The sequence below is a fragment of the Streptomyces sp. NBC_01003 genome (assembly GCF_045162695.1).
Lineage (GTDB): Bacteria > Actinomycetota > Actinomycetes > Streptomycetales > Streptomycetaceae > Streptomyces.
This window is the reverse complement of sequence record NZ_CP108707.1, coordinates 339,470-364,280: the sequence shown is the minus strand read 5'-3', so window position 1 is coordinate 364,280 and position 24,811 is coordinate 339,470. Positions and strand designations below refer to the sequence as shown.

At 67.2% G+C, this 24,811-nt stretch carries 23 protein-coding genes and 7 pseudogenes; 15 read left to right on the top strand and 15 right to left on the bottom strand.

Annotated elements, in window-relative coordinates:
• Positions 1-22: 22 nt before the first annotated feature.
• Positions 23-1,093 (bottom strand): alpha/beta fold hydrolase, encoded by a 1,071-nt coding sequence (locus OG698_RS01835; protein ID WP_406110768.1) that lies wholly within the window; start codon positions 1,091-1,093, stop codon positions 23-25.
• Positions 1,094-1,462: 369 nt separating this feature from the next.
• Positions 1,463-1,765, bottom strand: a pseudogene (locus OG698_RS01830) (transposase); the annotation flags it as partial.
• A gap of 292 nt (positions 1,766-2,057) precedes the next feature.
• Here OG698_RS01830 and OG698_RS01825 point away from each other — a divergent pair.
• Both OG698_RS01825 and OG698_RS01820 read left to right on the top strand, forming a co-directional pair.
• Positions 2,058-2,465, top strand: coding sequence for an ester cyclase (locus OG698_RS01825; protein WP_383093816.1), 408 nt, complete (start codon positions 2,058-2,060; stop codon positions 2,463-2,465).
• A 348-nt stretch (positions 2,466-2,813) separates the two neighbouring features.
• Positions 2,814-3,911 carry a CapA family protein gene (locus OG698_RS01820; protein ID WP_406100978.1) on the top strand — a complete coding sequence of 366 codons (1,098 nt, stop codon included), beginning with the start codon at positions 2,814-2,816 and terminating at the stop codon, positions 3,909-3,911.
• A gap of 349 nt (positions 3,912-4,260) precedes the next feature.
• Here the strand turns inward: OG698_RS01820 and OG698_RS01815 are convergent, their stop codons facing one another.
• The 5 genes and pseudogenes from OG698_RS01815 to OG698_RS01795 all read right to left on the bottom strand — a co-directional run bounded on the left by OG698_RS01815 (position 4,261) and on the right by OG698_RS01795 (position 8,068).
• Entirely contained in the window at positions 4,261-4,767 is a 507-nt protein-coding gene (locus tag OG698_RS01815) for a hypothetical protein (RefSeq protein WP_406100977.1), read from the bottom strand.
• Positions 4,764-5,411: an NAD(P)H-dependent oxidoreductase gene (locus tag OG698_RS01810; protein ID WP_406100976.1), complete on the bottom strand. Its 648-nt coding sequence runs from the start codon at positions 5,409-5,411 to the stop codon at positions 4,764-4,766. The genes OG698_RS01815 and OG698_RS01810 overlap by 4 nt, the downstream gene beginning before the upstream one ends.
• A 150-nt stretch (positions 5,412-5,561) precedes the next feature.
• The gene (locus OG698_RS01805) at positions 5,562-6,791 is read right to left on the bottom strand and encodes a metallophosphoesterase (protein WP_406100975.1); all 1,230 of its coding nucleotides are present in this window, start codon (positions 6,789-6,791) and stop codon (positions 5,562-5,564) included.
• Positions 6,792-6,939: 148 nt separating this feature from the next.
• Positions 6,940-7,535 (bottom strand): annotated as a pseudogene (locus tag OG698_RS01800) (transposase family protein); the annotation flags it as partial.
• A 26-nt stretch (positions 7,536-7,561) separates the two neighbouring features.
• Positions 7,562-8,068: a DUF5959 family protein gene (locus OG698_RS01795; protein WP_406100974.1), complete on the bottom strand. Its 507-nt coding sequence runs from the start codon at positions 8,066-8,068 to the stop codon at positions 7,562-7,564.
• A gap of 31 nt (positions 8,069-8,099) precedes the next feature.
• Between OG698_RS01795 and OG698_RS01790 the strand changes: the two are divergent.
• The 4 genes and pseudogenes from OG698_RS01790 to OG698_RS01775 form a co-directional block, all read left to right on the top strand.
• A pseudogene (locus OG698_RS01790) lies at positions 8,100-8,621 on the top strand (transposase); the annotation flags it as partial.
• A gap of 222 nt (positions 8,622-8,843) precedes the next feature.
• Positions 8,844-9,572, top strand: a complete 729-nt coding sequence (locus OG698_RS01785) for a glucose 1-dehydrogenase (protein ID WP_406100973.1) — start codon at positions 8,844-8,846, stop codon at positions 9,570-9,572.
• Between the two features lie 295 nt (positions 9,573-9,867).
• The gene (locus OG698_RS01780; RefSeq protein ID WP_406100972.1) at positions 9,868-10,275 is read left to right on the top strand and encodes an LLM class flavin-dependent oxidoreductase; all 408 of its coding nucleotides are present in this window, start codon (positions 9,868-9,870) and stop codon (positions 10,273-10,275) included.
• The gene (locus OG698_RS01775; RefSeq protein WP_406100971.1) at positions 10,253-10,987 is read left to right on the top strand and encodes an LLM class flavin-dependent oxidoreductase; all 735 of its coding nucleotides are present in this window, start codon (positions 10,253-10,255) and stop codon (positions 10,985-10,987) included. Before OG698_RS01780 ends, OG698_RS01775 begins: the two co-directional genes overlap by 23 nt.
• Here OG698_RS01775 and OG698_RS01770 read toward each other — a convergent pair.
• On the bottom strand, positions 10,957-11,085 hold the full coding sequence (locus OG698_RS01770) for a hypothetical protein (RefSeq protein ID WP_257548903.1): 129 nt from the start codon (positions 11,083-11,085) through the stop codon (positions 10,957-10,959). The genes OG698_RS01775 and OG698_RS01770 overlap by 31 nt on opposite strands.
• 5 nt (positions 11,086-11,090) lie before the next feature.
• Between OG698_RS01770 and OG698_RS01765 the strand changes: the two genes are divergently transcribed.
• The 4 genes from OG698_RS01765 to OG698_RS01750 all read left to right on the top strand — a co-directional run bounded on the left by OG698_RS01765 (position 11,091) and on the right by OG698_RS01750 (position 13,400).
• Positions 11,091-11,675, top strand: a complete 585-nt coding sequence (locus tag OG698_RS01765; protein ID WP_406100970.1) for a DinB family protein — start codon at positions 11,091-11,093, stop codon at positions 11,673-11,675.
• A 42-nt stretch (positions 11,676-11,717) separates the two neighbouring features.
• Positions 11,718-12,541, top strand: a protein-coding gene (locus tag OG698_RS01760; RefSeq protein WP_406110766.1) for an IS5 family transposase whose coding sequence is annotated in 2 segments (ribosomal slippage) — positions 11,718-12,066 and positions 12,066-12,541 — 825 coding nt in all. Because the reading frame shifts where the segments join, the coding sequence is not laid out codon by codon here.
• Between the two features lie 132 nt (positions 12,542-12,673).
• Entirely contained in the window at positions 12,674-13,156 is a 483-nt protein-coding gene (locus OG698_RS01755; RefSeq protein WP_406100969.1) for a hypothetical protein, read from the top strand.
• Positions 13,149-13,400, top strand: coding sequence for a hypothetical protein (locus OG698_RS01750; RefSeq protein WP_406100968.1), 252 nt, complete (start codon positions 13,149-13,151; stop codon positions 13,398-13,400). The genes OG698_RS01755 and OG698_RS01750 overlap by 8 nt, the downstream gene beginning before the upstream one ends.
• Here the strand turns inward: OG698_RS01750 and OG698_RS01745 are convergent.
• Together OG698_RS01745 and OG698_RS01740 are read right to left on the bottom strand one after the other, a co-directional pair.
• Positions 13,401-13,637 (bottom strand): annotated as a pseudogene (locus OG698_RS01745) (aldo/keto reductase); the annotation flags it as partial.
• Positions 13,638-14,096: 459 nt separating this feature from the next.
• Positions 14,097-15,212 carry a PP2C family protein-serine/threonine phosphatase gene (locus tag OG698_RS01740; RefSeq protein ID WP_406100967.1) on the bottom strand — a complete coding sequence of 372 codons (1,116 nt, stop codon included), beginning with the start codon at positions 15,210-15,212 and terminating at the stop codon, positions 14,097-14,099.
• 569 nt (positions 15,213-15,781) lie between these two features.
• On the opposite strand from OG698_RS01740, the gene OG698_RS01735 reads away from it, so the two are divergent.
• The 5 genes and pseudogenes from OG698_RS01735 to OG698_RS01715 all read left to right on the top strand — a co-directional run bounded on the left by OG698_RS01735 (position 15,782) and on the right by OG698_RS01715 (position 20,161).
• Positions 15,782-16,048, top strand: coding sequence for a hypothetical protein (locus tag OG698_RS01735; RefSeq protein WP_406100966.1), 267 nt, complete (start codon positions 15,782-15,784; stop codon positions 16,046-16,048).
• An 869-nt stretch (positions 16,049-16,917) separates the two neighbouring features.
• A complete protein-coding gene (locus OG698_RS01730; RefSeq protein WP_406100964.1) occupies positions 16,918-17,454 on the top strand; it encodes a DinB family protein in 537 nt (178 codons plus the stop codon).
• 455 nt (positions 17,455-17,909) lie between these two features.
• A pseudogene (locus tag OG698_RS01725) lies at positions 17,910-18,451 on the top strand (AAA family ATPase).
• 126 nt (positions 18,452-18,577) lie between these two features.
• Positions 18,578-18,931 carry a hypothetical protein gene (locus OG698_RS01720; RefSeq protein WP_406100963.1) on the top strand — a complete coding sequence of 118 codons (354 nt, stop codon included), beginning with the start codon at positions 18,578-18,580 and terminating at the stop codon, positions 18,929-18,931.
• Between the two features lie 489 nt (positions 18,932-19,420).
• A complete protein-coding gene (locus tag OG698_RS01715; protein ID WP_406100962.1) occupies positions 19,421-20,161 on the top strand; it encodes a dienelactone hydrolase family protein in 741 nt (246 codons plus the stop codon).
• Positions 20,162-20,686: 525 nt separating this feature from the next.
• On the opposite strand, the gene OG698_RS01710 is transcribed toward OG698_RS01715, so the two are convergent.
• The 5 genes and pseudogenes from OG698_RS01710 to OG698_RS01690 form a co-directional block, all read right to left on the bottom strand.
• Positions 20,687-20,818, bottom strand: coding sequence for a hypothetical protein (locus tag OG698_RS01710; RefSeq protein WP_406100961.1), 132 nt, complete (start codon positions 20,816-20,818; stop codon positions 20,687-20,689).
• A 457-nt stretch (positions 20,819-21,275) separates the two neighbouring features.
• Positions 21,276-21,749, bottom strand: coding sequence for a hypothetical protein (locus OG698_RS01705; RefSeq protein ID WP_406100960.1), 474 nt, complete (start codon positions 21,747-21,749; stop codon positions 21,276-21,278).
• 32 nt (positions 21,750-21,781) lie between these two features.
• Positions 21,782-22,507, bottom strand: a pseudogene (locus tag OG698_RS01700) (IS256 family transposase); the annotation flags it as partial.
• Between the two features lies 1 nt (position 22,508).
• Positions 22,509-22,714 (bottom strand): annotated as a pseudogene (locus OG698_RS01695) (transposase); the annotation flags it as partial.
• A gap of 56 nt (positions 22,715-22,770) precedes the next feature.
• Positions 22,771-24,801 (bottom strand): RICIN domain-containing protein, encoded by a 2,031-nt coding sequence (locus tag OG698_RS01690; RefSeq protein WP_406100959.1) that lies wholly within the window; start codon positions 24,799-24,801, stop codon positions 22,771-22,773.
• Positions 24,802-24,811 lie beyond the last annotated feature (10 nt).

The following is a 24,811-nucleotide window of genomic DNA, read 5'->3' as shown; positions in this document are numbered from 1 at the left end:
GGCGAGGCCCGCGACCCCGCCGTCATGGAGATGACGTCTGCCCGGCTGCGGGAAAATGGTCGACGTCCACGACGGCCTGCGCGAAGTCGCGGGGCGCTTCCTGGGGCAGATTGTGACCGATATTTTTCAGGGTTCGGTGCGCATAGTGACCGGTGAATTTGTCGCGATAGGAAGAGCCGCCGCCCGCAGGCGTGAAGGGATCGGCCTCGCCGTCGATGGTGATCGTGGGCACGGTGATGACGGGACTTGCGGCGAGCCGTTTTTCGAGGTCGTCGTAACGGGGGTCGCCCTTGGCCAGGCTCAGCCGCCAGCGATAATTGTCGATCACGATGCTGACGTAATCCGGATTGCGGAACGCTGCCGCGGTGCGATCGAACGTGGCGTCATCAAAAGCCCATGTCGGGGAGTTGAACTTCCAGATCTGCTTCGCCAGATCATGCCGGTTCTGTTCGAGGCCGAGTCGGCCTCTCTCCGTGGCGAAGTAGAATTGATACCACCACGCCCACTCGAGCTTCGGCGGCAACGGCTTCTTGTTGGCTTCCAGGTTCGTGATCAGATAGCCGCTCACGGAGACCAGGCCCTTGACCCGTTCCGGCCAGAGCGCCGCAATGATGTCCGCCGTCCGCGATCCCCAGTCGTAGCCTGCGAGGATCGCCTTGTCGATCCGCAGTGCATCCATCAAGGCGATGATGTCGAGAGCAAATACCGACTGCTGCGCGTTCCGGAACGTCCCACTCGAAAGGAAGCGCGTCGTGCCATGGCCCCGCAGATACGGAACGATGACCCGGTATCGCTTTTCCGCCAGCAACGGCGCGACAGCGACGTAGCTGTGAATGTCGTAAGGCCAGCCGTGCAGAAGAACGACCACCGGGCCATGGGCCGGGCCAAATTCGGCGTATCCCACATTCAGGACGCCCGCCTTGACCTGCTTCAATGAGCCGAACCCTGAGTTTGCCTCTACCTGCTCGTCCGTCTGCGGAAAATGACTTTTTTCGCCGGACACGGCAGTCGAGCATGCCACGGAAAGGCCGGCCGTCGAGGACGCAACCGCTCCCGTACCGGCGACCTTTCCGAAGGTTCGTCTGCTGATCATCTCCATACTTCCCGTGAAACCGCGGCTGCCCGGTAGTCGAGTTGCATCGACGGTGAACGCACGAATTCCCCTACCCGGTCCGGCAGCCGTCACCTCGCCGGTCACGGGAACGTCAGGCCATCGGCCGAAGGCTGCGCGACCGCGCAAGGGGCCGGCGACGGTGGATCCGGGTGCCGCGCCCTGAAGACGGCGGCACTGAAGCCGCGGCACAGCGCCTGGTGAGTCGGTCCGGAGATCCTGTCGCAGTAGTGGCAGATCTGGTCGGCGGGTCTTGGTCCACTTGAAGGGCCTGGCGGCCGCGTTCCAGATCTTGATCCATTCGCCGAGTGCGGTCTTGAGATCGTCTAGCGAGCAGAAGACGCCACGTTCCAGACAGCGTCGTTGCAGTTCGGCGAACCACCGCTCGACCTGGTTGATCCACGACGAGTGGGCCGGGGTGAAGTGCAGGGGGAACCGGGGGAGTGCGAGCAGCCATGCGTGCACCACCGGTGGCTTGTGGGCGGAGAGGTTGTCGCAGATGACATGGACCGCCAGGCCGGGCTCGGTCTGGCGGTCGATCTCCGCCAGGAAGTCCATAGAGTCCACGGCCCGATGCTGTGCGGACAGCCGGCTGATCACCTTTCCGGTTGCCGTGTTCAGCGCGGTGAACAGGTCGATGGTGCCGTGCCGCACGTAGTCGAAGCAGCGCCGCGCGGGGGTGCCCGGCAACAACGGCGCTCGCCGGTGAGCTCTCGGGCTGCTCGACAGCGCGGCGGGCGGATGTGCGGCCGGACGGGTGGGGGAGGAGCGTCCGCACGTACGAGCTGGCGTTGGGGCGGACGGACGTATGGGGCGGCCCGTAACGGGGTGCTTGCTGGCGTGTCGGGCGGCGCTTCCGGACCGGCTGCAGAGGATCGGTGGCCATGGTGGGCCGTTCCAGCGGAGTGGCAGGCCAGGCGGATGCCTTCACAGACCTAGGAGTGCCATGTCCCAGCAGGACAACATCGCCGCCCAGACCGCCTTCGGCGAGGCCGTCAACAGCGGGAATCTCGCCGCCATCGCGGACGTCGTCGCTCCCGGCTCGATCGACCACGACGCCGCCCCCGGACAGGGCCCGGGTCCCGAGGGGTATCAGGCCATGTTCCGGGACCTCAGGCGCGCCTTCCCCGACCTGCACGTCGAGGTCGAACACCTGCTGGCGACCGAGGACGAGCTGGCCTTCGCATACACCATTACGGGCACCCACCGCGGCGAACTCGCGGGGCATGCGCCGACCGGCAAGTCGGTGAGCTTCCGCGGTATGCAGATCAGCCGCTTCGAGGACGGCAAGCTCGTCGAGCGCTGGGGTAGCAGTGACGAACTCGGCATGATGCGGCAACTCGGCCTCATCTGAGCCCGCCAGCACGCCCCGAGGCGGGTGGCGGTCTGGATTCCGCAACCCTGCCTTGCGGGGTCCGGCTCAATGGCCACCCGGGACGCCGTGCGCGGGCCTGGAACCCGTAGAGAAGGATTTGGCTCAGCCGGCCTGCTGGGGCTTGAAGGCGTAGGCGCATGCTGGGAGCTCAAGTGTCGAGGTGCTGCTTGATGGTCACCAGCGCAGCGTTCTGCGCCACGAGGTGAAGAGCTCGCGTCCGCCAGGACGTGCTCGACCGGTTCCTCACTGGGGACCGGGACTATGAGACCTCCCGTTGCCGACCGCACGACTGAGTGACGGTCCCGGGGGCCGGTCTAAGCTGTTCACGTGGGCTCCGGCATAGTGACGCTGTTCCTGTGCGGTGATGTGATGCTCGGACGCGGCGTCGACCAGATACTCTCGCACCCCGGCGATCCCGAGCTGCGGGAGGACTACGTGCGGGACGCGCGGTCCTACGTGGACTTGGTGCAGGAGGCCGCCGGCCCGATCCCCGCGCCGGTCGGCCCGCAGTGGCCGTGGGGTGATGCGCTCGTCCTGCTGGAGCGGACCGCCCCGGACGCCCGGATCGTGAACCTGGAGACGGCGATCACCGGCGACGGGGAATTCGCGCACGGCAAGGCGGTTCACTACCGGATGCACCCTGGCAATGTGCCAGCACTGGCGGTGGCCCGGCCTGACGTGTGCGTCCTGTCGAACAACCATGTCCTGGACTTCGGCCGTCCAGGGCTGGCGGAAACGCTCGACGCGCTGGCCGGGGCGGGCCTGCGGTGTGCCGGTGCGGGGCGTGACGCCGCGGAGGCGTACGCGCCCGCCGTGGTCCCGGTGGGTCGGGCCGCTCGGGTCCTGGTGTTCGCCGTCGGTATGTCGTCCAGTGGCATTCCGCCGAGCTGGGCGGCGACCGCAGGGCGGGCCGGAGTCGCCTATGTTCCAGGGCCGACGGCTGCGGCGGCCGAGGCCCTGGTCCGGCGGGTACGGCAGGTGAGACGACCGGGCGATGTCGTCGTCGTGTCCGTGCACTGGGGGTCCAATTGGGGCTATCACGTACCCCGGGAACTGGTGCGTTTCGCGCATGCCCTGGTGGACGGCGGAGTGGACGTCGTTCACGGACACTCCTCGCACCATCCTCGCCCCATCGAGGTATACCGCGACCGGCTGATCCTGTACGGCTGCGGCGACTTCATCGACGACTACGAGGGCATCTCTGGTTACGAGGAGTACCGCGATGACCTCCGCGTCGCCTACCTCGTCTCTGTGGCCGCTGACACGGGGCGGCTGACGGGATTGCGCATGGTGCCCCTGCGGGCCCGGCGGATGCGGCTGGAATGCGCCCCGGAACAGGACCGTGCCTGGCTGCGCACGACGCTCGAGCGGATCAGCGAAAGCGTGGACGTGAGGCTTGAGCCCGACGGCACGCTCACCTTGTGAAGGATCCGTCTTCCTCGCGCGCCGGTATGCGCGGCAGCAGCTGAGCTATCCGCTCCCGTGCCGCATCTGTCAACTCACCCCGAGCCACCACAAGTTCAACGATCAGGCAGGGCTAGCCACCCATGAAGCACAAGGAGCTGCCCGGCGTTGCCGCACACGCTTCAAGTAGGTCGGCAAGGTCAAGCAGAGCCACTTTCTGATGCACGGGTCTGGTGCAGGGTTGGGTGACAGGTTCGGTCACGCCTCCTCGAGGGTCGGTGTGGTCATGACGGTTTCGTATTCGATGGGGGTCAGCCGGCCGAGTGAAGCTTGACTGCGGCGGTGCGGTGGTTGGTTCTCTCGATCCAGGTCACGATCGCGATCCGTAGTTCCTGACAGGTGGCCACGCGGTCCGGTCAGCCATGACCGACCCCGAGTTGCGGGCTTCATCGGCCAGGAGTCGGTAGCCGAACTCCGGTTCCTCGCGATGGGCGTCCGACAACGCGATTGCGCGCTCGGCCTCCTCGAACTCGGCATCGGAAACCGGCCGTTCCAGCCAGCGGTAGTAGGGCTGTCGGGCGAGCTTGCGGACCCGGCACGTGACCGTGACGGGAACACCGTCCGCGGCCGGCTCTCTCACGAGCGGGTAGATCCTTGTCCCTGCAGATGTGCCTGCGACAGGTAAACGGCGGCCCTGAGCAGGACCTCGTTCTCCTGCTCCAACAGCTTGATCCGCCGACGCGTCTCCCGCAGTTCCGCCTTCTCCTGACTGGTCGTTCCGGGTTTCACCCCCGTCGTCGATGTCGGCGCGGCGCATCCACTTCGACAGGGTCATCACGTGGACACCGAAGTCCGCGGCCATCTGCTCGAGCGTCACGCCCGGGCCGCGGTTCCGCGCGACCCGGACGCCGTCCTCGCGGAACTCTTCCGGATACGTCTTCGGCACAGCGGCATCCTTCCCAACCACCCCACAGGGCAGGCCAGTTCAGATGTCACCCGATCGTGCAGCAGAGCGTCGGCCGGGTGGGTCTCGGCGAAGCGGGGCACTGAGACGGCCATCGCGAGTTTGACGTCCTCCACGATCGTGGCGCTGGCGATGCTGGCGATGCTGGCGGACTTGCGGGCGTCGTCCTGGGCCCACACGCCGCCGTACTGACCGAAGGTCGTGCTGACGACAGCAGTCGGCGAACCCGCCAGAACGCTGGAGCGGAACGGGCGGGACAGCCAGTCGATGGCGTACCTCAACCTGTCGGGCATGGTGCCGGTGTACATGGGGGTGACGAGCAGGAACGCGTCGGCGCGCGTGGCGGCCTCGCTCAGACGGATCGCGGCGTCAGGACGCTGCTTGGTGGTGTCGATGTCCTCGTTGTAGAAAGGCACCTCGACCAGGCCCCCGCAGAGGGTGACCTCGACGCCCTCAGGGATGCGCTTGACGGCGGTCTCGGCAAGCTGACGGTTGTGTGAGCCGCAGCGCAGGCTGCCGAGGGCAAGGATGTGGACGGAAAAGGATTCTCCAGACATAGAAATGCCGACGGGGTGTTTCCGGCGCAGTCACGGCCGACGATCGGCGCCGACGGCCTTGCCCCACCCCGCACCTGCCCCACCCCGAACCTGCGGCGCCCCGGAATCCCTCCCGGGGCGCGGCGTCTTGGCATGGCGGGTCCGGGGGACTCAGCGGACTGCCGTCAGGGCGGACATGGTGGTGAAGCTATGGGCCAGGCTCGATGTCGACGTCGCCGCGTCCACGGTGTAGGCGTCGACCGTGAGGCTCTTCGCCGATGCCTTGAGGACCATGAAGCCGTTGTGCGAGAAGTCCTGCCAGCGCGCCGGGTGGGTGCCGTGGGCCTTGCCGTCGCCTGACTTGCCGGCGGTGCCGCACACGATCTGGCGAGTGCCGCGGCTGCGCGCGGTCGGCTCGAGGATCTGCTGGGTGTGGTCGTGGCCGGAGAGGATGAGGTCGGCTCGTCCGCAGACCACTTCCTCGTACAGCTCCTTGAGGTGGATGCCGCTGGTGTAGTTCCCGATGACGAAGCCGTCGTAGGAACCGGCGCTGCCGTGCTTGCCGTTGTTCAGGTACGGGTGGTGGCCGATCACGATCTTCCACGTGGCGCGCGAGGCGGAGAGTGCAGAGTCCAGCCAGCGGCGCTGCTCGCGCATGTAGGGGCCGTTCCACTGGAAGTACGGGTCCAGTTGGGCCACGGTCGAGGCGACGGGGTTGGTGTCGATGGCGAAGAACTCGACCAGCGGGACGTCCGGGTCCGCTGCCGACGGCAGCGCGGTGGAGTAGTAGCGGGCCGGCATGTGCCAGCGCCGCGACGTCGTGGCGTAGGCGACCTCGCGGTCGCCTCGCGAGGGGTCGCCGCCGCTGCCGGGGATGAGGCCCGAGCAGTCGTGGTTGCCGAGAACCATCAGCCACGGAACGTCGATGCCGTCGTTGGGCTGCTCGAACTTGGTCGCGAACTCGTCGTCGTGTGCGGACTCCGGGCCGTTCTCGTAGAGGTTGTCGCCAAGGCCGACGGCGAGCGTGACGCCTTCGGTGCGGCAGATCGCCTTGGCAGCCGTGGCCACGGCGTACTGGGCGTCATCGCCGGTGCCCGCGTCCCCGGTCAGCAGTACGGCGTACTGTCCGCCGCGGCCGGGCCCGCCGGGGAAGGGAAACTTGGCCACAGGGACATCGGAGGCGGTCGCGGATCTCGGCGAGGCGGCGGCGGTCTGCGGCAGCACGGCCAGGGCGGCGGCCCCGGCTACGGCGCCGCCCAGCACGGTGCGCCGGCCGACCAGCCCGGACGGCGCGCCGGCGGCGGGTACCGGGCGGCCCGTGGTGGTGATGGTCGTGTCCAGGTCCAGCCATTGGGACTCGGTGAGGTCGGGCCGCGGGGGGATGTATTCGTCATCGCACATCCCATGTTTCTCGCAGGTAACTTCGCCCGCCTGGTGAATGACCGGCGAACCTTGCGTGGAGGTCCGACGCAGGTGGCATGTGCCCGTGTGGGTCACGACCAAGGAGAGCCAGGCCGCTGGTCGCTCCTGCGTCGAGCGGATCACAGCCCGGAAGTCCCGCTTCCCCAGGTTCACGGCGGTGCGGGATGATCAGGCCCGTGCCGCGGTAACCGCCATCGGCGATCACTGTCGTGCGGCCGACGGCGGCCTTCGCACCGGACAACTCCCATCCCCTGCAGTCATTGCGGTTGCCTGGCAAGGGCCGGCCGACCGTGACCATGAGGCGTGTGTCGGCGTCGATGACCACCTGGTGGTTGGTGGAATACCGGTAATTCTTGGACTGCTCGGCCACCGTGTGGTCGCGGGTGGGCACCAAGGTGCCGTCCACGATGAGGACGGAATCCTTACGGAACCGCAGGCGCGGCCGAAGCGCGAGGAGCGGCCCAAGATGGTCGATGACGCGACCGGCCGCGGACTTCGAGATCCCGAAGAGAGGGCCGAGCCGGCGCAACGTCAAGTTCGTCCGGTAGTACGCCGCGACCAGCAGCACCCGGTCGTCCAATGGCAGGCTCCCGGGTCGGCCCCCCGGGCCGCGTCCGCTCCGTCGCGACGGAGCGCCGTCACCAGCTTGCGGAAACAGCGCGGGCTCAGCCCGGTGAACAGTGCTGTCCAAGACGACACAGACGCCGTGATCACTCCAGCCACACGAAGACCATCACACCCTGCGAGCCCTATGAAGAAGCTGAGATAGCCGCCCGGACACGATCCAACCGCAGCCGGTTTTCCTCCAGCCAGCCCGAGGCGACGTCGATCGGTACACACACCGCAATCTGCGTCGATGGCGAGTCGTGCACCGTCACCTCCACCGGGTCATCGGGAACCACGTCCACCCAGGCACTCCGGCCGCCCGCCGGCCACTCGGCCCCCTCCTCAGCCTCAAGGGCATCCAGACAACGCTCCCACTCGTCCAGTTCCTCACGTGATACCTGCAGACCGACCCGCCCGTTGACGAAGCCGCTCTGCACAACGATCTCGGCTGAGTAGTACCGCTCTTCACTCATCGTCAGAGGCGCATCACATCTCACCTCAACAGCGACGCTCTGGACCCTGTCTGCGAACCGGAAGAGCTCGAACGTCTGCCCTCCGTCAACCACAGCTGCCTCTTGAGCACTTGATGGACCAGATTGCCCTTGATCCTCCCTCACGCGCCGGACAGGACGACAGCCTCGGCCTGACATGCGGGACAGCCCTTAGCGGGGCGGGCGGCCCATCATCGACCACCTCGGACCGATGCTCGCGTTCCAACCCCGCAAGCGGTTCGCCAAGGACACCGTGCTCATCGTGGACGGCACCCTGGTCCTGACCCGGGACCACACCGTGGCGGAGCAGTCCAAGAAATTCCGGTACTCGACCAACCACCAGGTCGTCATCGACGCCGACACCCGCCTGGTCGTCGTGGTGGGCCGGCCTCTTGCCGGAAACCGCAACGACTGCAAGGCGTGGGAGGAATCCGCTGCCAAAGCCGCCGTCGGCAGAACACTGACGATCGCCGACGGCGGCTTTTCCGGCACCGGGCTCGTCATGCCCCACCGCCGACGAAAGGGCGAAGACCTTCCGGACTGGAAGGAAGCACACAACAAGTCCCACAAGCAGGTCCGCGCCCGCGTCGAGCACGTCTTCGCGCGCATGAGGACCTGGAAGATCCTCCGCGACTGCCGCCTCAAAGGCGACGGAGTCCACCACGCGATGCTCGGCATCGCCCGGATGCACAACTTCGCCCTCGCCGGATAGACGAGCGGCCCGCACGACGGCCAAGCAAGCCCGAGGCAGCTCGGAGATCATTTACGGGACAACCCTTATAGACACAGGACCGCCGATTGGTGCTTTGATTCCACCCTTGGGCGTGGGCATATCTGCTCGATCCGATCTCCCCGAACTAGGATGTCCGCAGGGCATCCGGGATGAACTCGAACAATCCGCCAGTCACGATTGAGAATGTTGGGAGCAGCGACTATGGGCAAGTTGCAGGGAAAGGTTGCGGTCATCACCGGCGGCACCGCGGGGATCGGACTGGCCACAGCAAGGCTCTTCGTCAGAGAGGGTGCCTATGTCTTCATCACGGGCCGCCGCCAGAAAGAACTCGATGAAAGCGTGAAGGCAATCGGCAGCAACGTATCCGGCGTTCAGGGTGACGTCGCCGAACTGGCCGACCTTGACCGCCTCTACGAGACCGTCAAGGCGAAGGGGCGAATAGATATCGTTTTCGCCAACGCCGGGGTGGGTGAGTTCGCTTCACTGGAAGATGTCACGGAAGAGCATTTCGACAAAATCTTCAACATCAACGTGAAGGGGGCGCTCTTCACGGTGCAAAAGGCCCTGCCGCTATTGAACGACGGCGCCTCTGTCATTCTCGCGGGCTCCGTTGCCAGCGTCAAGGGAACTCCCGCGTTCTCGGTCTACGGTGCGAGCAAGGCTGCCGTCCGAAATTTCGTCCGAGGATGGACGGTGGAGCTGAAGGATCGCCGTATCCGGTGCAACGTCCTCAGCCCTGGCCCGATCGAAACTCCGCTTGTGGCGGTGCAGCCTCAAGATGCCATCGCGAAGATTGCATCCACCATTCCGATGGGCCGCATGGGGGAGCCCGACGAAGTCGCCAAGGCGGCGCTGTTCCTGGCCTCGGATGACTCCAGCTTCGTCACGGGGATCGAACTGTTCGTTGATGGCGGCAGAGCGCAGATCTGAGTCCGCAACGGCGTATCTGACCGTGTCGTTCGGTTCGCGCGGCCCGTCGTGACCATATGTCGGCGTAGAGCTTCAGATTCAGACCCACTCCCCAAGGCAGGGATAGAGGCGAGCGCCTGTCGAGTCGCGCCGGTGACCGCCATCGGCGGGCCGTTCGAGATCATCGATCGTGAAGTGCCATTGCCGGCCCCGACCACGTAAGGGTTGCCGTGGTCGTCCACGGAATCTGTCACGGCCCCACAGTGTTTTCGTGACCACCAAGTTGTCGCCCAGCTCCCAGGGGTGAGCCTGGGAAGTGGGAATTTCCTTTCTCTCCAAGGACGCTGACCGATGGAACGTGTCCTGCCAGTTCGCCACATCGCTGCACTCTCCCGAACGCATCGCCGCCGCTGAACAGTTGGGCTACCATCGCGCCTGGCTCCACGACACCCCGCCCCAAAGCCCTGACGTCTGGGCGATGTTTGTCCTGGCCGCCGAACGCACCCACCGCATCGGCCTCGCCCCCGGTGTCCTCGTTCCGACGCTGCGCCATCCAATGGTCAACGCCTCCGGCGCCGCCACCCTCGCCGCTCTCGCACCCGGCCGAGTGGCCCTCGCCTTCGGTACCGGTTTTAACGGTACGCGGGCTCTCGGCGCAGCCCCGGCCACCTGGTCCCTACCTCAGCACATACGTCCGGACGGTGCGCGGTCTACTGCGCGGTGACACCGTGCAATGGGACGGCACCTTCATGCGCATGATGCATCCCGGCACGAACGCACCGCAGCGATCCATTGACATCCCTGTGCTGGTATCCGCTCTCGGCCCCAAAGGTCTCGCCCTCACTCATGAGATCGCTGACGGTGTGTTCACCGTCAACAGCGAACCTGCCCAATCCCACGAATTCACCTGGGCAGCCCTGGGCATCCACGGAACCGTCCTGGGCGAGGACGGACCACTCGACTCCCCCCGTGTCCGCGCCGCAGCCGGCCCCGGCAACGCACTGGCCTACCACGCTGCCTACGAATTCGGCGGCGACCCCACCACCCAGCCCGGCGGAGAAGCCTGGCTCGACTCCATCACCGCCCATCCCCGCTCCGAACGTCACCTCGCTGTACACGATCAGCACCTCACCGGCCTCAACACAGCGGACAATACGGCCTGGAACGCCGGAAGCTGGCAGGCAATCACCTCCACCACCGTCACCGGACCCCCCGACCGCATCCGAGACCAGCTCAGGGCCTACGCACGAAACGGCATCACCGAAATCGTCTACCAGCCCACCAGCCCACCAGCCCACCAGCCCACCAGCCCACCAGCCCACCAGCCCACCAGCCCACCAGCCCGGGCATCCCCGGCGAACTCGAACACTTCATCGTCATTGCCCGTGACGTGTATGAGGTTGTCTCACGTGGCAAGTTTCGCGAGCTTCTTGTAGCAGGTCAGGGCGGCGGCCATGGCCAGGCCTCGGCTCTGCCAGTCGTTGCGGACCACGTACGGGATCTTGAGACCACGAGCAGCCCATGGCAGGCTCATGCCGCATGATCGATGAATTCGCGAAAGACAACCTGCACGGGAGACTGCGGCGGGACCGCAAGGCGCTGCTCTGGAAACTCGACGGCTTGTCCGAATACGACGCCCGCCGACCTTTGACATCGACCGGGACCAACCTCCTCGGCCTGGTCAAACACGTGGCCACCGTCGAGGCCAGGTACTTCGGCGAGGTCTTCGACCGCCCTTCCCCGGAACCGCTGCCCCGGTGGCAGGACTCCAACGGCAGCGATCAGTGGGCGACCGAGGACGAGACCCGCGATCAGATCATCGGGTTCTACCGGCGCACGTGGGAACACTCGGACGCGACGATCAACGAGCTTCCCCTCGACGCCCCCGGCCACGTGCCGTGGTGGCCGGAGCCTTATCCGAACACGAACCTGTTCGCCATCATGGTCCATGTCCTCGGCGAGTCCATCCGGCATGCCGGGCACGCCGATATCCTGCGCGAGGGCCTCGACGGCCGGACCGGGTTGCGCGCCGAACTCGAGAAGCAGATCGACGAGGAAGCCCGTGCAGCCTACCGCGCGAAGATCGAGCAGGCCGCCAGGTCGGCCGCACCCATCAAGGCTTAGAGGTTGTCTCACGTGACTTGATGCTCGTGCGGCATGCCGGTCGTGGGTGCTGATCTGTCGAAGCGTCTGGTTCCTGATGAACTCTGGGAGCTGGCCGCCCCGTTGCTGCCGTCGTTCGCTGCTCGTCCGCAAGGTGGTGGGACCGCTCCGTGTGACGAGCGGGCCGATTTCACGGCAGTGCTGTACGCGCTGACCAGCGGCTGTGCCTGGCGGCATCTGCCGCCGACGTCCGGCACGTCGCCCCCACCCCCCACCGCGCATCGCCGCCTCACGGTATGGACCGAGGCCGGCCTGTGGCGTCGGCTGCACCGGGCGGTGCTGGACGAACTCGGGGCCCGCGGCGAGGTGGACCGGACCTCGGCGATCGTCGACGCGGCCTCCGTCCGCGCCAAAAGGGAGGATCGCTGACCGGGCCGAACCCGGTCGATCGCGGCAAGAAGGGCAGCAAGCTGCACGTGCTGTCCGATGCCCAGGGCATCCCCCTCGCCGTCGCCGTGTCCGGCGCGAACATGCACGACAGCCTCGCCCTCAAACCGCTCATCCGCGGCATACCCGCCGTCCGGTCCCGCCGGGGACCACACTGGCGCCGACCCGTCAAACTCCGCGCGGACAAGGCGTACTTCTCCGCCGAACACCTGGCCTGGCTGCGCGAGCGCGGGCTCGTCGCGCGCACCGCGCGGCCCGGCATCGAGTCCGGCGAACGCCTCGGACGGCACCGCTGGAAGACCGAACGGTCGATCGCTTGGCTCTTCGGCTACCGCCGCCTCACCGTCCGATACGAACGAAAGGGCTCGCACTTCCTCGCCTTCCTCGGCCTGGCCGCCGCCCTGACCGGCTACAAGAAGCTCCCGAAACTTGCCACGTGAGACACCCTCTGAGCCTCGGTTCACCGAGTGGGTGTCTGTCCGTGAGCCGGACATGAAGACGCGGATGCCCTCTGAACCAGGACGATGGGACTTCCTACGGTTCCACCTGCAGAGAACTAGAACATCCGCGAGATGCATTCTTCCCACGCCAGTGCGGCCGTTTCTGTCGCGTTCGATGAGCCGAATCTGATCGCGGATGCGGGGCTGGTGCCGGTGGTCCGGCTGGCGCAGCGGGCCCGGCTGTCCGACCTGACTGACGCTGCGACATGGATCGAGGGCGCGGTCAACAGCGGCGGAGCGGACCCGGCAGCGAAGGTGACGTCGCCGGTGGCAGCGATGTGCGCGGGAGCGGACGGCATCGAGGACGCAGACCGGCTGCGGCGCGGGGCGATGCCGGGCGCGTATACCCACGTACGGGCCCCTTCGACGCTGGGCACGTTCCTGCGCTCGTTCACCCATGGGCGCGCCCTCCAACTGCACCGTGTGCACCGCCAGTTGACTCAACTGACCTCGCACACTCCGCTGCTACCCGGTGTGCGCCAGGTGGCCTTCATCGACATCGACTCCACCCATCGGCGGGTGTTCGGTCGCGCTAACGAGCTCGTGCATGGTTAGCGTGCCCGCCGCGGAACGCACCCCGATGCCCGAGCCGTTGCGGCAGGCGGTTGACCAGCTCGTCTCCGAGGCGGTCATGAACTGCCAGGAGGTTCATCGTGACACCGAGCCGGATATCGCGCGCGACTGGAAGTGGATGACGCTGATCCGTGCCACGGACGCCTCCGACGCCATGGACATGGCCTCGGTGCTGATTGCCGCTTACTGCCAGCAGCACACCGACATCGAGACGCTCTCGTCCTAGCAGGTCGGTCAACGTCGACAGCGTCTCCTCGTCACTGGTTCTCGGGTCCCACTGGTGGATCTGGTAGAGATCGACGTGGTCGACACCGAGGCGGCGCAGGCCGTTGTCCAGCTCGGTGACCAGCCAGCGGCGCGAACTTGCCTGGTGGTTGCGCTCGCTGTCCATCGGCAGGCTGGCTTTCGTGGTCAGCACGATGTCGTCGCGGCGGCCGGCGATGGCTTTTCGGACCAGCTGTTGGCAGGCTCGGTAGCGGAGGGAACGGAGCGGTGAACGACAAAGACGAGGGCACAGGGCGCTCGGCCCGGTCCAAGCGGACGGAGAGTGGCCAGCGGCTCCACGTCTGGTGCGCCCGTCGGGGCCGTCTTGGTGGTGGCAATCATGTGGGGCGTGCCTGTGTCGATCCAGCGCGGCCCGGCGTCGGGGACGTCGACGATGCGGGTAGCTGTCGTGGGCCGGCCGTAGGGGACGCAGCGCTGCGGGGTGTGGCCGATGCGGGCGAAGGTTTCCGCTGCGGTGGTCGTGGGCCCGAGGCGGGAGGGAGCTGCGCGGGGTCCACGCTCAGGATCCGCAGCATGTCGTTGATCTGCATGATCCCCTCCGTTCTGGTCGGTTACGGCAACAGCGGATCCGGACCGTTTGTCATCGACCGCAGCATTGAGCCGCGTCTTCTTGTGTGGTGCAAGAGGGGCCGGGTGATCAGGCCGGGGGTATGGCGGGGCGTTCGATGGCGATCATGGCGGCGTCGTCGTTCAGGTGTCCGCCGACGTGGTGCAGCAGGTCGCGCCGGAAGCGGTCGAGGAAGGCGTCGGGGTCGTTCTCGGTCCAGCCGGTGATGCGCTCGGCGAGCGGGTAGAAGGTGCCGGTGGAGTCGCGGGCCTCGGTGACGCCGTCGGTGTACAGCAGCAGAAGGTCACCCGGCTCGAACTGGAAGCTGTCGACGTGGTATCGCGGATGCGCCAGTTCGCCCAGGCCCAGCGGAGGTGCGGGATGGAGGGCGTCCATCGTCGTCGGTCGGCCGTTGCGCAGGACGACCGGCGGCGGGTGCCCGCAGGCAACCATCTGGACCCGGCCGTCCCGGTCGGGGATGTCCAGGATGGTGGCGGTGATGAACGTTTCGCCGAAGCAACTCGCCTCGCCCGGCTCCATCAGGTCCCAGCACACGCTTCGGTCGAGGTAGGTCACCAGCTCGCCCAGGCTCGCCTGGCGGTGGGCAGCGACGCGGAATGCTCCGAGCAGCAAGGCGGCGTCATTGACCGCGGTCATCCCCTTGCCTTGCACGTCGCCGACGATCAGCCGGGTGCCGGAGGTGGTGCGCGCCGCCGCGTACAGATCCCCGCCGATCTGGGCCTCGGCCTCGGCGGCAAGGTAGAGGGAAGCCACGCGCAGCGGCCCGATCTCCTTGGGCAGCGGCGGCAGGACCACACGCTGGGCGGCCTCGGACACGTACCGCACTTGCGCCAGCACTTTTGCGCGACGCTCCCGCAGTACAGAGAAGATCACCAAGCTCGTGCCGACCAGCACCAGGGCGAAAATCTGTGCCTGGTGGTTGGACGAGAGCATCGTGTCAGGATCGCGCACCAACCCGATGGTCGTCTGTGCGATCACCGCCAGTGCAGAGACCAGGCCCACCGTCCGGGGCCCGCCGAACAACGGCGTGATCGCCGGGGCCGCGACGAGCAGCGGGCCCAGATGAATGTTGGGCGGCGCAAGAATGTCGATCACGGACACCGCAACAATCCACGCGATCGGGATGACGAGCAACGCCCGACCCGCTCGCACCGGCCGTCGAAGTCCTTCGCGGCGCTGCGGCATGGTTCCTGTCTACACCGCCCTTGCTCGGCTCGCACCGGCATAGACGGGCAGTGCGGTCGCCTGCCGGAGGCGTCGCCAACTCACCCTGTATGCGCCGCGTCGGCGAGCGGCCATAGTGTCGAACGCATGAACGATCCGCTGCCCCGCCTGCCCCGCCTCCGCACCCTGGAGACCTGGCTCGCCATGAGCCTCGAGCGTGTCCGGCGGACCGTCGTGGAAGCTGAGCGACGCGAAGTCGAGCAGAGGCGCGGCCAAGAGCGACGGCCGGCCGCCCCGGACTGGCTCATCGAAATGGGCCTAGCGGACGCGACCCCGTGTACGGCCACGTCGGCGGCTGCCACATGGCGGGCAAGCGCAGCCGCGGCGGCGAGCGCGATCAGGCTCTGCGGCCGTAACCGAGGGTGTCGACGCGTACCGCTACTGCTGGCCCGACACCGAGCTCGGCGTTCTGGACTGAGAGAAGCCCGCCCGGCCGGAAGGAAGGGAGACGGGGCGGGCTCTGCGGAAATCCTCCGAGACTGACACCCGTACCGCATGCGCGCACCGGCCATTCGGGTGGCCATGGACGCATGGCGGTGGCGCCGATAGTCGTGCACCCGCCGCTCGGCACGGGCGGTCGGCGGGTGACTGTGCGCGGGCAGATCCTCGGCCTCGCGTATTCCGATGCTCAGGATTCTCGCGGACCGGTGCTGTTCGAGGCAGCCTTCTGTTTCAGCTGCCACGAGGTTCGCATGCATGGATTGACCGTGCCATCCGCGCCGGCCACACAGTTCTTCGACGCGGACACCCCTCCCGCCCGGGCCCTTCTGGTCATCTTTCGCGTGGAGGCCCCGTAGCCGACCGGCCGACCGTGTGAGGCTTGCCAGCCCTGGAGCCGCTGACTTCCCAGCATCACGGGAGGTCAGGGGCTGTCGAAACTGCGCGCTTCAGTTGGCCCGTGAGCGTTCTGGTTGGTCCGGGTGAGTGCTGGAGGTGCCCGCCGGGTCGCGGCGGAGCGTCACGCGGCGGCTGGTGTCTGGGGTCGGGGCTCCAGACCAGCACCCACGCCGTTACCCGGCATACCGTCGGTACGCTGATCTTGTTAGCGTCCTGCCGTGACGACTGACGAATTCCGCCGTGATCAAGGCGACTGCGACGGTGTCCTGCATGGCGTCAGTCTTCCCTGTCCGAGGCCGACGTGATGCTCATGCGGAACACCTGACCGACGGCCTTGGAGTGCGGACTCGTCGTCAAACGATGGGTGACGGGCGCTGGCCCGGGCAGTGATCTTCATTTGGCTGGTCATGCTCGGCTACATGATCTGGCCTGACACCGTCACGTCCGACTCGCTGATGGGATGGTGTCCTCTACCAGGCCGGCAGGCATGGTCGGCGAAGGTCGGCACCTTCACCCAACTACAGGCCGCCAGTATGTGACGGTGGTCGGCTTCGACATCGTCGGGGCAGCAGACGGGACGTGGTGCCCGACTCAGCACGCCCCTGGCCAGTCGGGCCAACCACGGCGCTCAGTCACAACGGCGATACCTGGCCACTCGCAGCCGTGGATGGCCACTCCCGAGGCGGCATCGAGCGATGAGTTCCGATGCGAAGAGAGGTCTTCTTGGGCGGACGTGCTCGTGAGGTGCCAGCAGAGGCGCCCCGCAGTCCTCGGATCGTGGGCACGTACGAACTCGACCAAGCTTGAGGACCGGTGGGGAGACACCAGCGTGAGCGACATTGTGGTCCAGAAGATCGTCCGGCCTGAGCGCGCAGTCTCGGGCCCATGGCTGGACGTGATCGCCTCGAATCTCGATTACCACCGAGCGACCTTCTTGTGGAAGTGCGAGGGCCTCTCGGAGGCACAACTGCGGCTGCGTCCTGTGCGGTCGTCGGCGTTGACCCTGCTGGGGCTCATGCGCCATCTGCAGGGGGTCGAACGTGCCTGGTTCCAGCGGACGTTGGCCGACACGAAGCCTCGCTTCTTTCCTTATCGGACCTACGTCACCGCTGACGGTGGGGAGTGGTACGACGAGTCGGACGCTACGCCGGCCAGGGATGTTTACGAGGACTACCTGAAGGCGTGCGAGGAGTCGCGGCAGGTATTCGCGCAGGTGGCCGTCGACTTCGCGCGCATCGTGCCGAACCCGGAATTCGGGGACACTGATGTGCGGTTCGTCCTTGAGCACGTGATCGAGGAGTACGCCCGCCATGTCGGCCATGCGGATCTCCTCCGCGAGGCCATCGATGGCGCCACTGGTGAGTAGCCGACCGCTGCGCCCCACGAAGCATGCCTCAGCACAACATTGCCACGCATCGCTACCGTACTGGCCGGCTACGGCTGAGAAGAATGGCCAACCGCCCGTGAGTACAGGCTGGTCACCAAGGTCCTGCGACCGCCCCTGGCCACATATCACTGGCGGTCACATGTCGCTGTGAGCTTGTCCGGTCTCTGTGAAGTCCGGGCAGTCTCGGAGATATCCGGGCATCCGTCCCGGTGTCTCGCGCAAGTCCGGGCACGGTCTCGGTATCCGTGCTGGTCACGAGCCCTGCGGCCGTCGTGGCTCCCGCCCGCCGCACCGGCGGATGCCCGGTCGTCTGCGAGACACTGGACGCGCTGGGCGTCTCCCTCAAGTCCGGGTACCGCAGGTCGGAGCGATGTCGTGCCCGGAGATATCTGAGACCGGACACGTGAGGAGTAGACGCACGTAGGGTCGGGCCGGTGATCATCTGGTTGAACGGCACGTTCGGGGCAGGAAAGACCACCACGGCGAAGGAGTTGACCTCTCGGATCCCGGATTCCCGGCTCTTCGATGCCGAGAAGGTCGGGGAGATGCTCTGGCACGTCCTGGGGGTACCGGAACGGGACTTCCAGGACTTCCCTCCGTGGGGGGACTCGTCGTGGAGACCGCCCGTCAGGTGCTCGACTACGTCGGCGGCACCTTGGTGGTCACCCAGACGGTTCTGGTCGAGCAGAACTGGCAGGAGATCCATACCGGCCTTGCCCAGGCCGGTATCCCGGTGCACCACTTCCTGCTGCATACCGACCAGGACACGCTGGTGGAGCGCATCGAGACCGACATGAAGCCGGAGAGCATCGCTGCCTGTCAGTGGCGTCTTGACCATCTCGCCGACTATCGGCAGTCCCTGTCCCGGCTTCGCAGGGGAGCCGAGGTCATCGACACCACCGAGATCACTCCGGACCGCGTCGCGAAGATCATCACGTCACGGGGGTCGGGCCCCGCGGCCAACTGTGGGCTGTAGATGGCCCGTGAGTGTTCCAGTTGACCCGAGTGGGCACGGGAGATGGCCCGTAGGTGAGCCTGAGGACCGGTGGCTGCCCGAGCACAAGGCAGAATCGGAACGGCCGCTACCTGCGAGAATCGCCAGATGAGCGGGAGCGAGCTGTCCGATGTCGAGTACGCCTTCGTGCTCGATGCGAGTGAGATCGACATCCTGCCTGGAGTCCGGGGAGACCTGGAGGAGCCCTTGGCGTCGGCGCCAGCGGCTGACTTGGCGCCCATGCTCCTCGCACTTGTCGACCGTGGAATGGTCGAGGTCTGCCGGTACATCCCGTGGACAACACCAGACGGTGCCACCGGCTACCAGCCGGGTCCCGCGATCCCGCGCGAGGACCTTGCCGATGTACTTGCCGCAGCCGAGGAGTGGGACTACCCGGACGACTTCGAGTGGCTGGGTCGGCTCACACTGACACCGACCGAGAGTTACAGACGGGGCCGCTGAGGGCGGCGGTCAGCTCGCGTCATCGGGTCGGCTCATTGTCACTCCCTCGTGCCAGGGTGGTCGTGCCCGGCGGCGCCCTCACGAAGCCGATGCCGTCGCCGGGCACACTCGCGTCTGGCTTTGTTCAGGAGAACCGACAGCACCTGTGCACGAGTTTGGGCGGCGTCGGCGGTGCGTCGCGTTCGATGTTCATGAGAAACGACAGCGCCAGTGCACCCTGCCGTCGCAGAGCCGCGACTCGGGAAGTCGCGACGACACCCCGAGTAGCTCTGCGTAGTGCCTCCGGGGCATCCGGCCGGAGACTCGGCAAAAACCCGTTAGGCGGACGAGGGCGACCACTGCTAGTTTTTCCGGAGGCCGTGCGAGAGATCGAGGAGGTGGTACCCGTGAACGCAGTATCGACATGGGTGCTCCCCTCCGGGGCCACGGTCGGGCGATAGACAGGTCGTCCGGGAGCGCCGTTCCAGTGCACTCCCGAAAGGCACGACCATGCATTTCACTTCCGAACAGCGCCTCGACGACGGCGTCCTCGAACACGAATTCACCCTCGCTGAGATCCCCGGCATCCTGTGGACACCCGCATCGGCATCCGCATCCGTACCGGCGCCGCTGATCCTGCTCGGCCACCCTCCCCTCGGGCTGAGCAAGATGTACCCCCGACTGGTGGCCCGGGCCCGGCACTCCGCGGCGGATGGCTTCGCCACGGCCACCATCGAGCTCCCCGGAAGCGGCAGCCGGCCCCGTTGGCCCGCCGCCGAGCAGGCCCGCGCGGACCTGCGCCGGGCGATGGAGGCCGGCGAGCAGGTCAGCGACGAGATCGTCGACGCCCTCATCCTCCCACTGGTCGAAAAGGCCGTCCCGGAATGGCAGGCCGCCCTGGACGCCCTCCTTTCGCTGCCCGAGATCGGCGGCCCGGTCGGGTACTCGGGGGGAGTTATCTCCATCGGCATCCGGCTGGCGGTGGTCGAGCCGCGCATCTCGGCCGGCGTTCTGTTCGCCGGAAGTTTCGTGCCTCGCTCCATGTTCGAGGAGGCCCGGCAGGTCACCATTCCGCTGCACGTCCTGCTGCAGTGGGACGACGAAGGGAATGACCGGCAGGCGGCCCTGGACCTCTTCGACTCCTTCGGCTCCAAGGAGAAGTCCCTGCACGCCAATATGGGCGGGCACACCGGCGTCCCGCAGTTCGCGGGGGACACCGCGGCCCAGTTCTTCACCCGACATCTGAAGTGATGCCGGGCCGTCAGACCGGCAGCAGACGGTAGCTGATGTCGGCCGGCACGCCACTCATCGAGGACAGGTCCCGGCCCTCCGCAACTCTCTGCACCGTGGGCCCCTGCTGAACTCTCGGCAGGGGCCCACGGTGCCTGAAGCCAGGAACTGTTCGATTTCTGCAGAGCTTCGAGTGCTGCCCAAACTCGTGTACAGGTGCTGTCGGTTCTCGTGAACAAAGCCAAAGGGGCGATGCCGAACGCAGGGACTGCCCACGAGCAGGGGGGGCCAACGAGCAGCAACTGCAGCAGATTAGGGCCGACGGCCTCGCGGAGATGTACTTCCGCGCGGGCGTGGCTGCCGAGAGCCTGGCCGGGGGGAGAGTGGGCCATCGGTCGAGGAAAGCGATGTGGGCGTCGTCCTCGTAGACCGTCTCGCGGCGGCAGTCGGGGCCCCACGGAGAAAGGCGCAGACGAAGCAGGGTCCGGTGCGGGCGCGTTCTTCGTACGCGCCGGGCGGCCACTTCCAAGGACCAGACCCTATTGCCTATTCCGCGGGCAGTTGGGCGCGGATCAGGCTGTCGCGGTCGCCTATGGCCCGCCGGAAGACGTGGCCGAGGCCGACGCCGTAACGGTGGGCGAGGTTCAGGGGCGGACCACAGACAGTCGGCCAGCTCATGCTCCAGCGCCTCGCGCCCGCCGCCGGGGCGGGGGCCCTCCTCGGCCATGACGAGGTAAGACGGTCACCACCGACCACATTGCCGGGATCGCGGTCGGCGGGCCCTGACTCCAGAGACCCTCGCGTTGTACCGGTCCCGTCCGGAGTTATCTCAAGTCGGTCGCCGTCGATTCGGTGTGAATACCGAGACGCTGCGCAGTTGGAACCGGGCCGCCGACGGCCGCCGCTCCGGTGCCCACTCCGCACCCGCTGCGACGCCGCAGCCCGGCGGTGACGCGGTTCAGGCGGAGCTAGCCGCCCCACGGAAGAGGATCCGAGGCTGAGAGCCTCCCGCCCTGACCCCGTCGCGGAGCCCAGGCATCCAGCCCGTCGAGGTCCGGGGCGTAGACGGGGTAGTGCGGGTAGCGGGTCTGCAGGAGTTCCCAGGAGGCGCGGAGTGATCGTCAAGACCTGTGGATCAATTGCTGCTTTCGATGAACCCTCTTCGGCTGTTGGTGATCGTGGCGAGTAGATCGTCGATGAGGCAGTCCACCGCTGCACCGGCCTCCGGTTCGAAGTCGCTGATGCGGTGGGCCGTGTCGGCGATGTCCGAGGGGTTGAAGCTCCATCCCTGGATGAGGCTCCATCCGGCCTCCACCCGAGCGTGTGTGCCGTCCTGGGACGTCACCCGCAGCCAGCCGGTGCATTCGTCGGAGAAGTCGAAGGGCAGGAACGCGGAGCCGCCCGCCGGCCTCAGCTGGGAGACCAGTTCGCCCCATTGCTGAAGGAGACGGACGAGCTGCTGTGGCACGTTCTTGGTGGCCGTCGCGGTGGGATCGTTTGCGAGGTAGAAGGAGTCGGACACGTGCCGCCATGTGCCGACGCTCAGCACGAGGTCGTCGTGGATGTCTTGATCGGTGGTGCGCTCAAGACGCACTGCGACATGGTTCACGGTGACGACCTTAGTTTCGGACGAGGGTCGGTTCATGCTGCGATCGTCGGTGGCCGCTCGACGAGGTGGCCGAGTTCGAAGCGGGCGCCTGCTCGGACGAGGGCGACGAGGTGGGGTGCGTTCACGGCTCGCCAGCGGGCCTGCGCGGACTCGACGAGCTTGAAGACCATCGCCAAGGCGGCGGCTCGGGAGCCAGCGCCCTTGGTGACCTTGGTCCCCAGGCGGACGGTCGCGAAGGTTGACTCGATCGGGTTCGTGGTGCGCAGGTGGATCCAGTGTTCGGCGGGGAAGTCGTGGAACGCCAGGAGCTCGTCCTCGTCATCGACGATCTTCTTGACGGCCTTGGGGAACTTCGCGCCGTACTGATTGGCGAACGCGGCGACCGCCTGAGCGGCGTGCTCCTTGTCCTCGGCGTTGCAGATGTCCTGGATGGCCTTCTTCGCCGCGGGCTGGGCCGACTTCGGCAGGGTGTCGAGGCAGTTGGCCGTTTTGTGAACCCAGCATCTTTGGTGGCGGGTTTCGGGGAAGACCTCATCGAGCGCGTTCCAGAAGCCGAGGGCGCCGGCACCCACGGCGAGGACGGCAGCACGCATGCCGCGGCGCTGGCAGTCCCGCAAAAGGCTCGCCCAGGACTCCGCGGACTCGCGGTGGCCGTCCGTCATCGCGATCGGCTCCTTGGTGCCGTCCGCGCGCACGCCCATGACGACCAGGACCGCGGCCTTCGCCTCTTCGAGACGGATCCGCAGGTGGATACCGTCGGAGGTGGGGCCGGACGCCTGCCTCGGTCAAGCCCCGCAGCTGGCGCCAGGCGGTCACTCCGGAGCAGCCCACTCTCTCCGCGGGAACGTCCCGCCAGGCCAACCGGTTCGCAGCACTTACATCACGTCGGCCGGCGCTGCCCGGTCGGGAACGCGCAACCGTCCCGGATGGCGTCGGCGCCGCTCGGGAGCAGGCGGCAACAGCGGACCCCGCGAGGGACGCGCTCCACGGCACGACGCCGTGGGGCGCGCCGACGCGGTCCTCAGGACGTCACATCGGTGACCTTCCACCGTTGATTGGAACCGGAGTTGGGCTGCCAGGTCCCGACGGGCGCCCCCTCGTGCGTGGCCTGTCCGCCGACCTCGAGGAGTCGGCCCGTACCGGCGTTGACGAGCGTGTACGTGCCGTCACCCGTCGTCGACAGGATCCACTGCGCGGCCGCGTCCCGCTCGTCAGTGTCGGGTTCGACGACCGGTGCGCCGTCGCGGACGGCCAGCCGCCTGCCGTCGGCGGCGCTGGTGAAGACGTGCCGCCTGCGGTTCGCCGGTCCCTCACCGCTGATCTGCGCGAGCCGCCACCGCTGACCGGCCATGCCCGTCCCCGACTCGATGACGAGTGTGCTGCCGCCGTCGGCGACAGTGAGGTCCTTGCCGCTCTGCACGCCGGTCAGCTCGTACGTTCGTCCCTTGCGCAGCGTCGCGGCGTCCTTCGTGACCCCGGACACGCCCTTGATCACGAACGTGGTCACCGACTGCGCGGGCACCGTGAACGAGGCCGTACGGCCCGTCACCGCGACCGGCGTCTGCTCGGCCAGCTTGCCGGCCGTGCTGGTCACGACCGGGGTGACGGTCGCGCCCTGGCGTACGGTCGCGAACTTCGACAGGTCGAGCGTCACCGTGCGGGAGGACGTGGTGCTGTTGACGTGGACGACGGCGGCGCCGTTGCCGCCACGGGTGACGGCCGCGGTGCTGCTCGTGTCGTCGGTCTTGATGAGGTGGTCGCCGGGACGGATGTAGTGGGTGAAGTTCCGGGCGGTGTCGAACTTCGTGTTCGTGTGGACCGGGCAGGTCTCCGGGGTGTCGTCGGGGCCGGCGCTGAAGGAGACCTGGATCTCGCCCCAGTTGCCTCCCTCGGCGGATTCCCCGCCGGGCTTCATGTTGTCCCAGTCCTCGACGGGCTGCCAGAACACCCAGGCACTGGGCTCCAGTTCGCGCAGATCGTCGACGATGTGCTGGGCGAGCCCGAGTCCGGGCCGCATGTCGGTGAAGGATTGGCCGTCGCCCCAGTCGCCCTCGACCTCGCTCATCCACAGCGGCTTGCCGTCGGCCTTGGCGAGGTCGCGGACGGAGGTCCGGCCGCCGGTGCCGTACGTGTGGACGTTCATCTGGGCGACGTGGCTCTTCACGTCGGCCGGGTAGCTGGTCCAGTTCGAGGCGAAGGTCGTCGGGTTGGTCTCGTCCATTGCTGAGACGACCGCCGTCGTCCGCGCCTTCTTGAGCGCGGTGTGTAGCGCGGGCACGATCTTCTGCTGGAGGGCGGGGCCGATGTGACAGCCCTCCTGACGGCCACCGGTCGGATTCCCGTCGGCGCCCAACTTCGTACCCCAGTAACTGGTGTTGGGCTCGTTGCACGGGTCGACGGTCTTCACCTTGATGCCGTGCGCCTTCTCCAGGCGCCGTGTCGCCCCGGCCAGATAGGTGGCGAAGTCGTCGACGGACGCCTCCTTCAACTGGTCTCTCGACGCGTCGAAGCCGCCGGAGACATAGCCGCTGACCGTCATGAAGTACGGCGGCGAGTTGGAGAACGTTTCCCAGTGGGTGATGTCCTTCTTGATCCGGTCCACCCACCAGCGCTGGGTGGCATCGGCGTCCCCGTTCCAGTGGTCCCCGTTGTCGGGGTCCCACCAGTCGGTGTCGGTGCGGGTGGTGCCCTCGGGCGCCTTCCACCAGCCCTCGACGGCGCCGCCCGCCCTCAAGTAGTCCGGTACGTCGGGGGCGTTGCCGCCGCCTATGTTGTAGCGGGCGATGTTCAGGGCGAGGCCGTCACGGCCGAAGACGAGGTCGGCTATCCGCTCGCGGATCTCGTCCGGGTAGTGCCCGGTCGCGTTCGCGAACCAGACCAGGCTGGTGCCCCACCCCTCGAAGCGCTCCTGCTGGTACGAGGGGTCGGGGGTGACCGTGACCGTCGCGCCGGCGGCTGCGGCGACGAGCGGTGCGGCTGAGAGCTGGGTTCCTGCGGCCGCGGCCGTGGCCGCGGCGATGCCGATGAACCGTCTGCGGGTCAAGCGCGCCAACGTGTGCTCC

Coding starts and splice junctions, on each gene's coding strand:
- OG698_RS01765 (WP_406100970.1), top strand. CDS start 11,091: ATGATCGATGAATTCGCGAAAGACAACCTGCACGGGAGACTGCGGCGG.
- OG698_RS01810 (WP_406100976.1), bottom strand. CDS start 5,411: ATGTCTGGAGAATCCTTTTCCGTCCACATCCTTGCCCTCGGCAGCCTG.
- OG698_RS01770 (WP_257548903.1), bottom strand. CDS start 11,085: ATGAGCCTGCCATGGGCTGCTCGTGGTCTCAAGATCCCGTACGTGGTC.
- OG698_RS01795 (WP_406100974.1), bottom strand. CDS start 8,068: ATGTCAGGCCGAGGCTGTCGTCCTGTCCGGCGCGTGAGGGAGGATCAA.
- OG698_RS01755 (WP_406100969.1), top strand. CDS start 12,674: ATGCATTCTTCCCACGCCAGTGCGGCCGTTTCTGTCGCGTTCGATGAG.
- OG698_RS01720 (WP_406100963.1), top strand. CDS start 18,578: ATGAGCGGGAGCGAGCTGTCCGATGTCGAGTACGCCTTCGTGCTCGAT.
- OG698_RS01710 (WP_406100961.1), bottom strand. CDS start 20,818: ATGAGCTGGCCGACTGTCTGTGGTCCGCCCCTGAACCTCGCCCACCGT.
- OG698_RS01805 (WP_406100975.1), bottom strand. CDS start 6,791: ATGTGCGATGACGAATACATCCCCCCGCGGCCCGACCTCACCGAGTCC.
- OG698_RS01750 (WP_406100968.1), top strand. CDS start 13,149: ATGGTTAGCGTGCCCGCCGCGGAACGCACCCCGATGCCCGAGCCGTTG.
- OG698_RS01825 (WP_383093816.1), top strand. CDS start 2,058: ATGTCCCAGCAGGACAACATCGCCGCCCAGACCGCCTTCGGCGAGGCC.
- OG698_RS01835 (WP_406110768.1), bottom strand. CDS start 1,093: ATGATCAGCAGACGAACCTTCGGAAAGGTCGCCGGTACGGGAGCGGTT.
- OG698_RS01785 (WP_406100973.1), top strand. CDS start 8,844: ATGGGCAAGTTGCAGGGAAAGGTTGCGGTCATCACCGGCGGCACCGCG.
- OG698_RS01715 (WP_406100962.1), top strand. CDS start 19,421: ATGCATTTCACTTCCGAACAGCGCCTCGACGACGGCGTCCTCGAACAC.
- OG698_RS01740 (WP_406100967.1), bottom strand. CDS start 15,212: ATGCCGCAGCGCCGCGAAGGACTTCGACGGCCGGTGCGAGCGGGTCGG.
- OG698_RS01735 (WP_406100966.1), top strand. CDS start 15,782: ATGGCGGTGGCGCCGATAGTCGTGCACCCGCCGCTCGGCACGGGCGGT.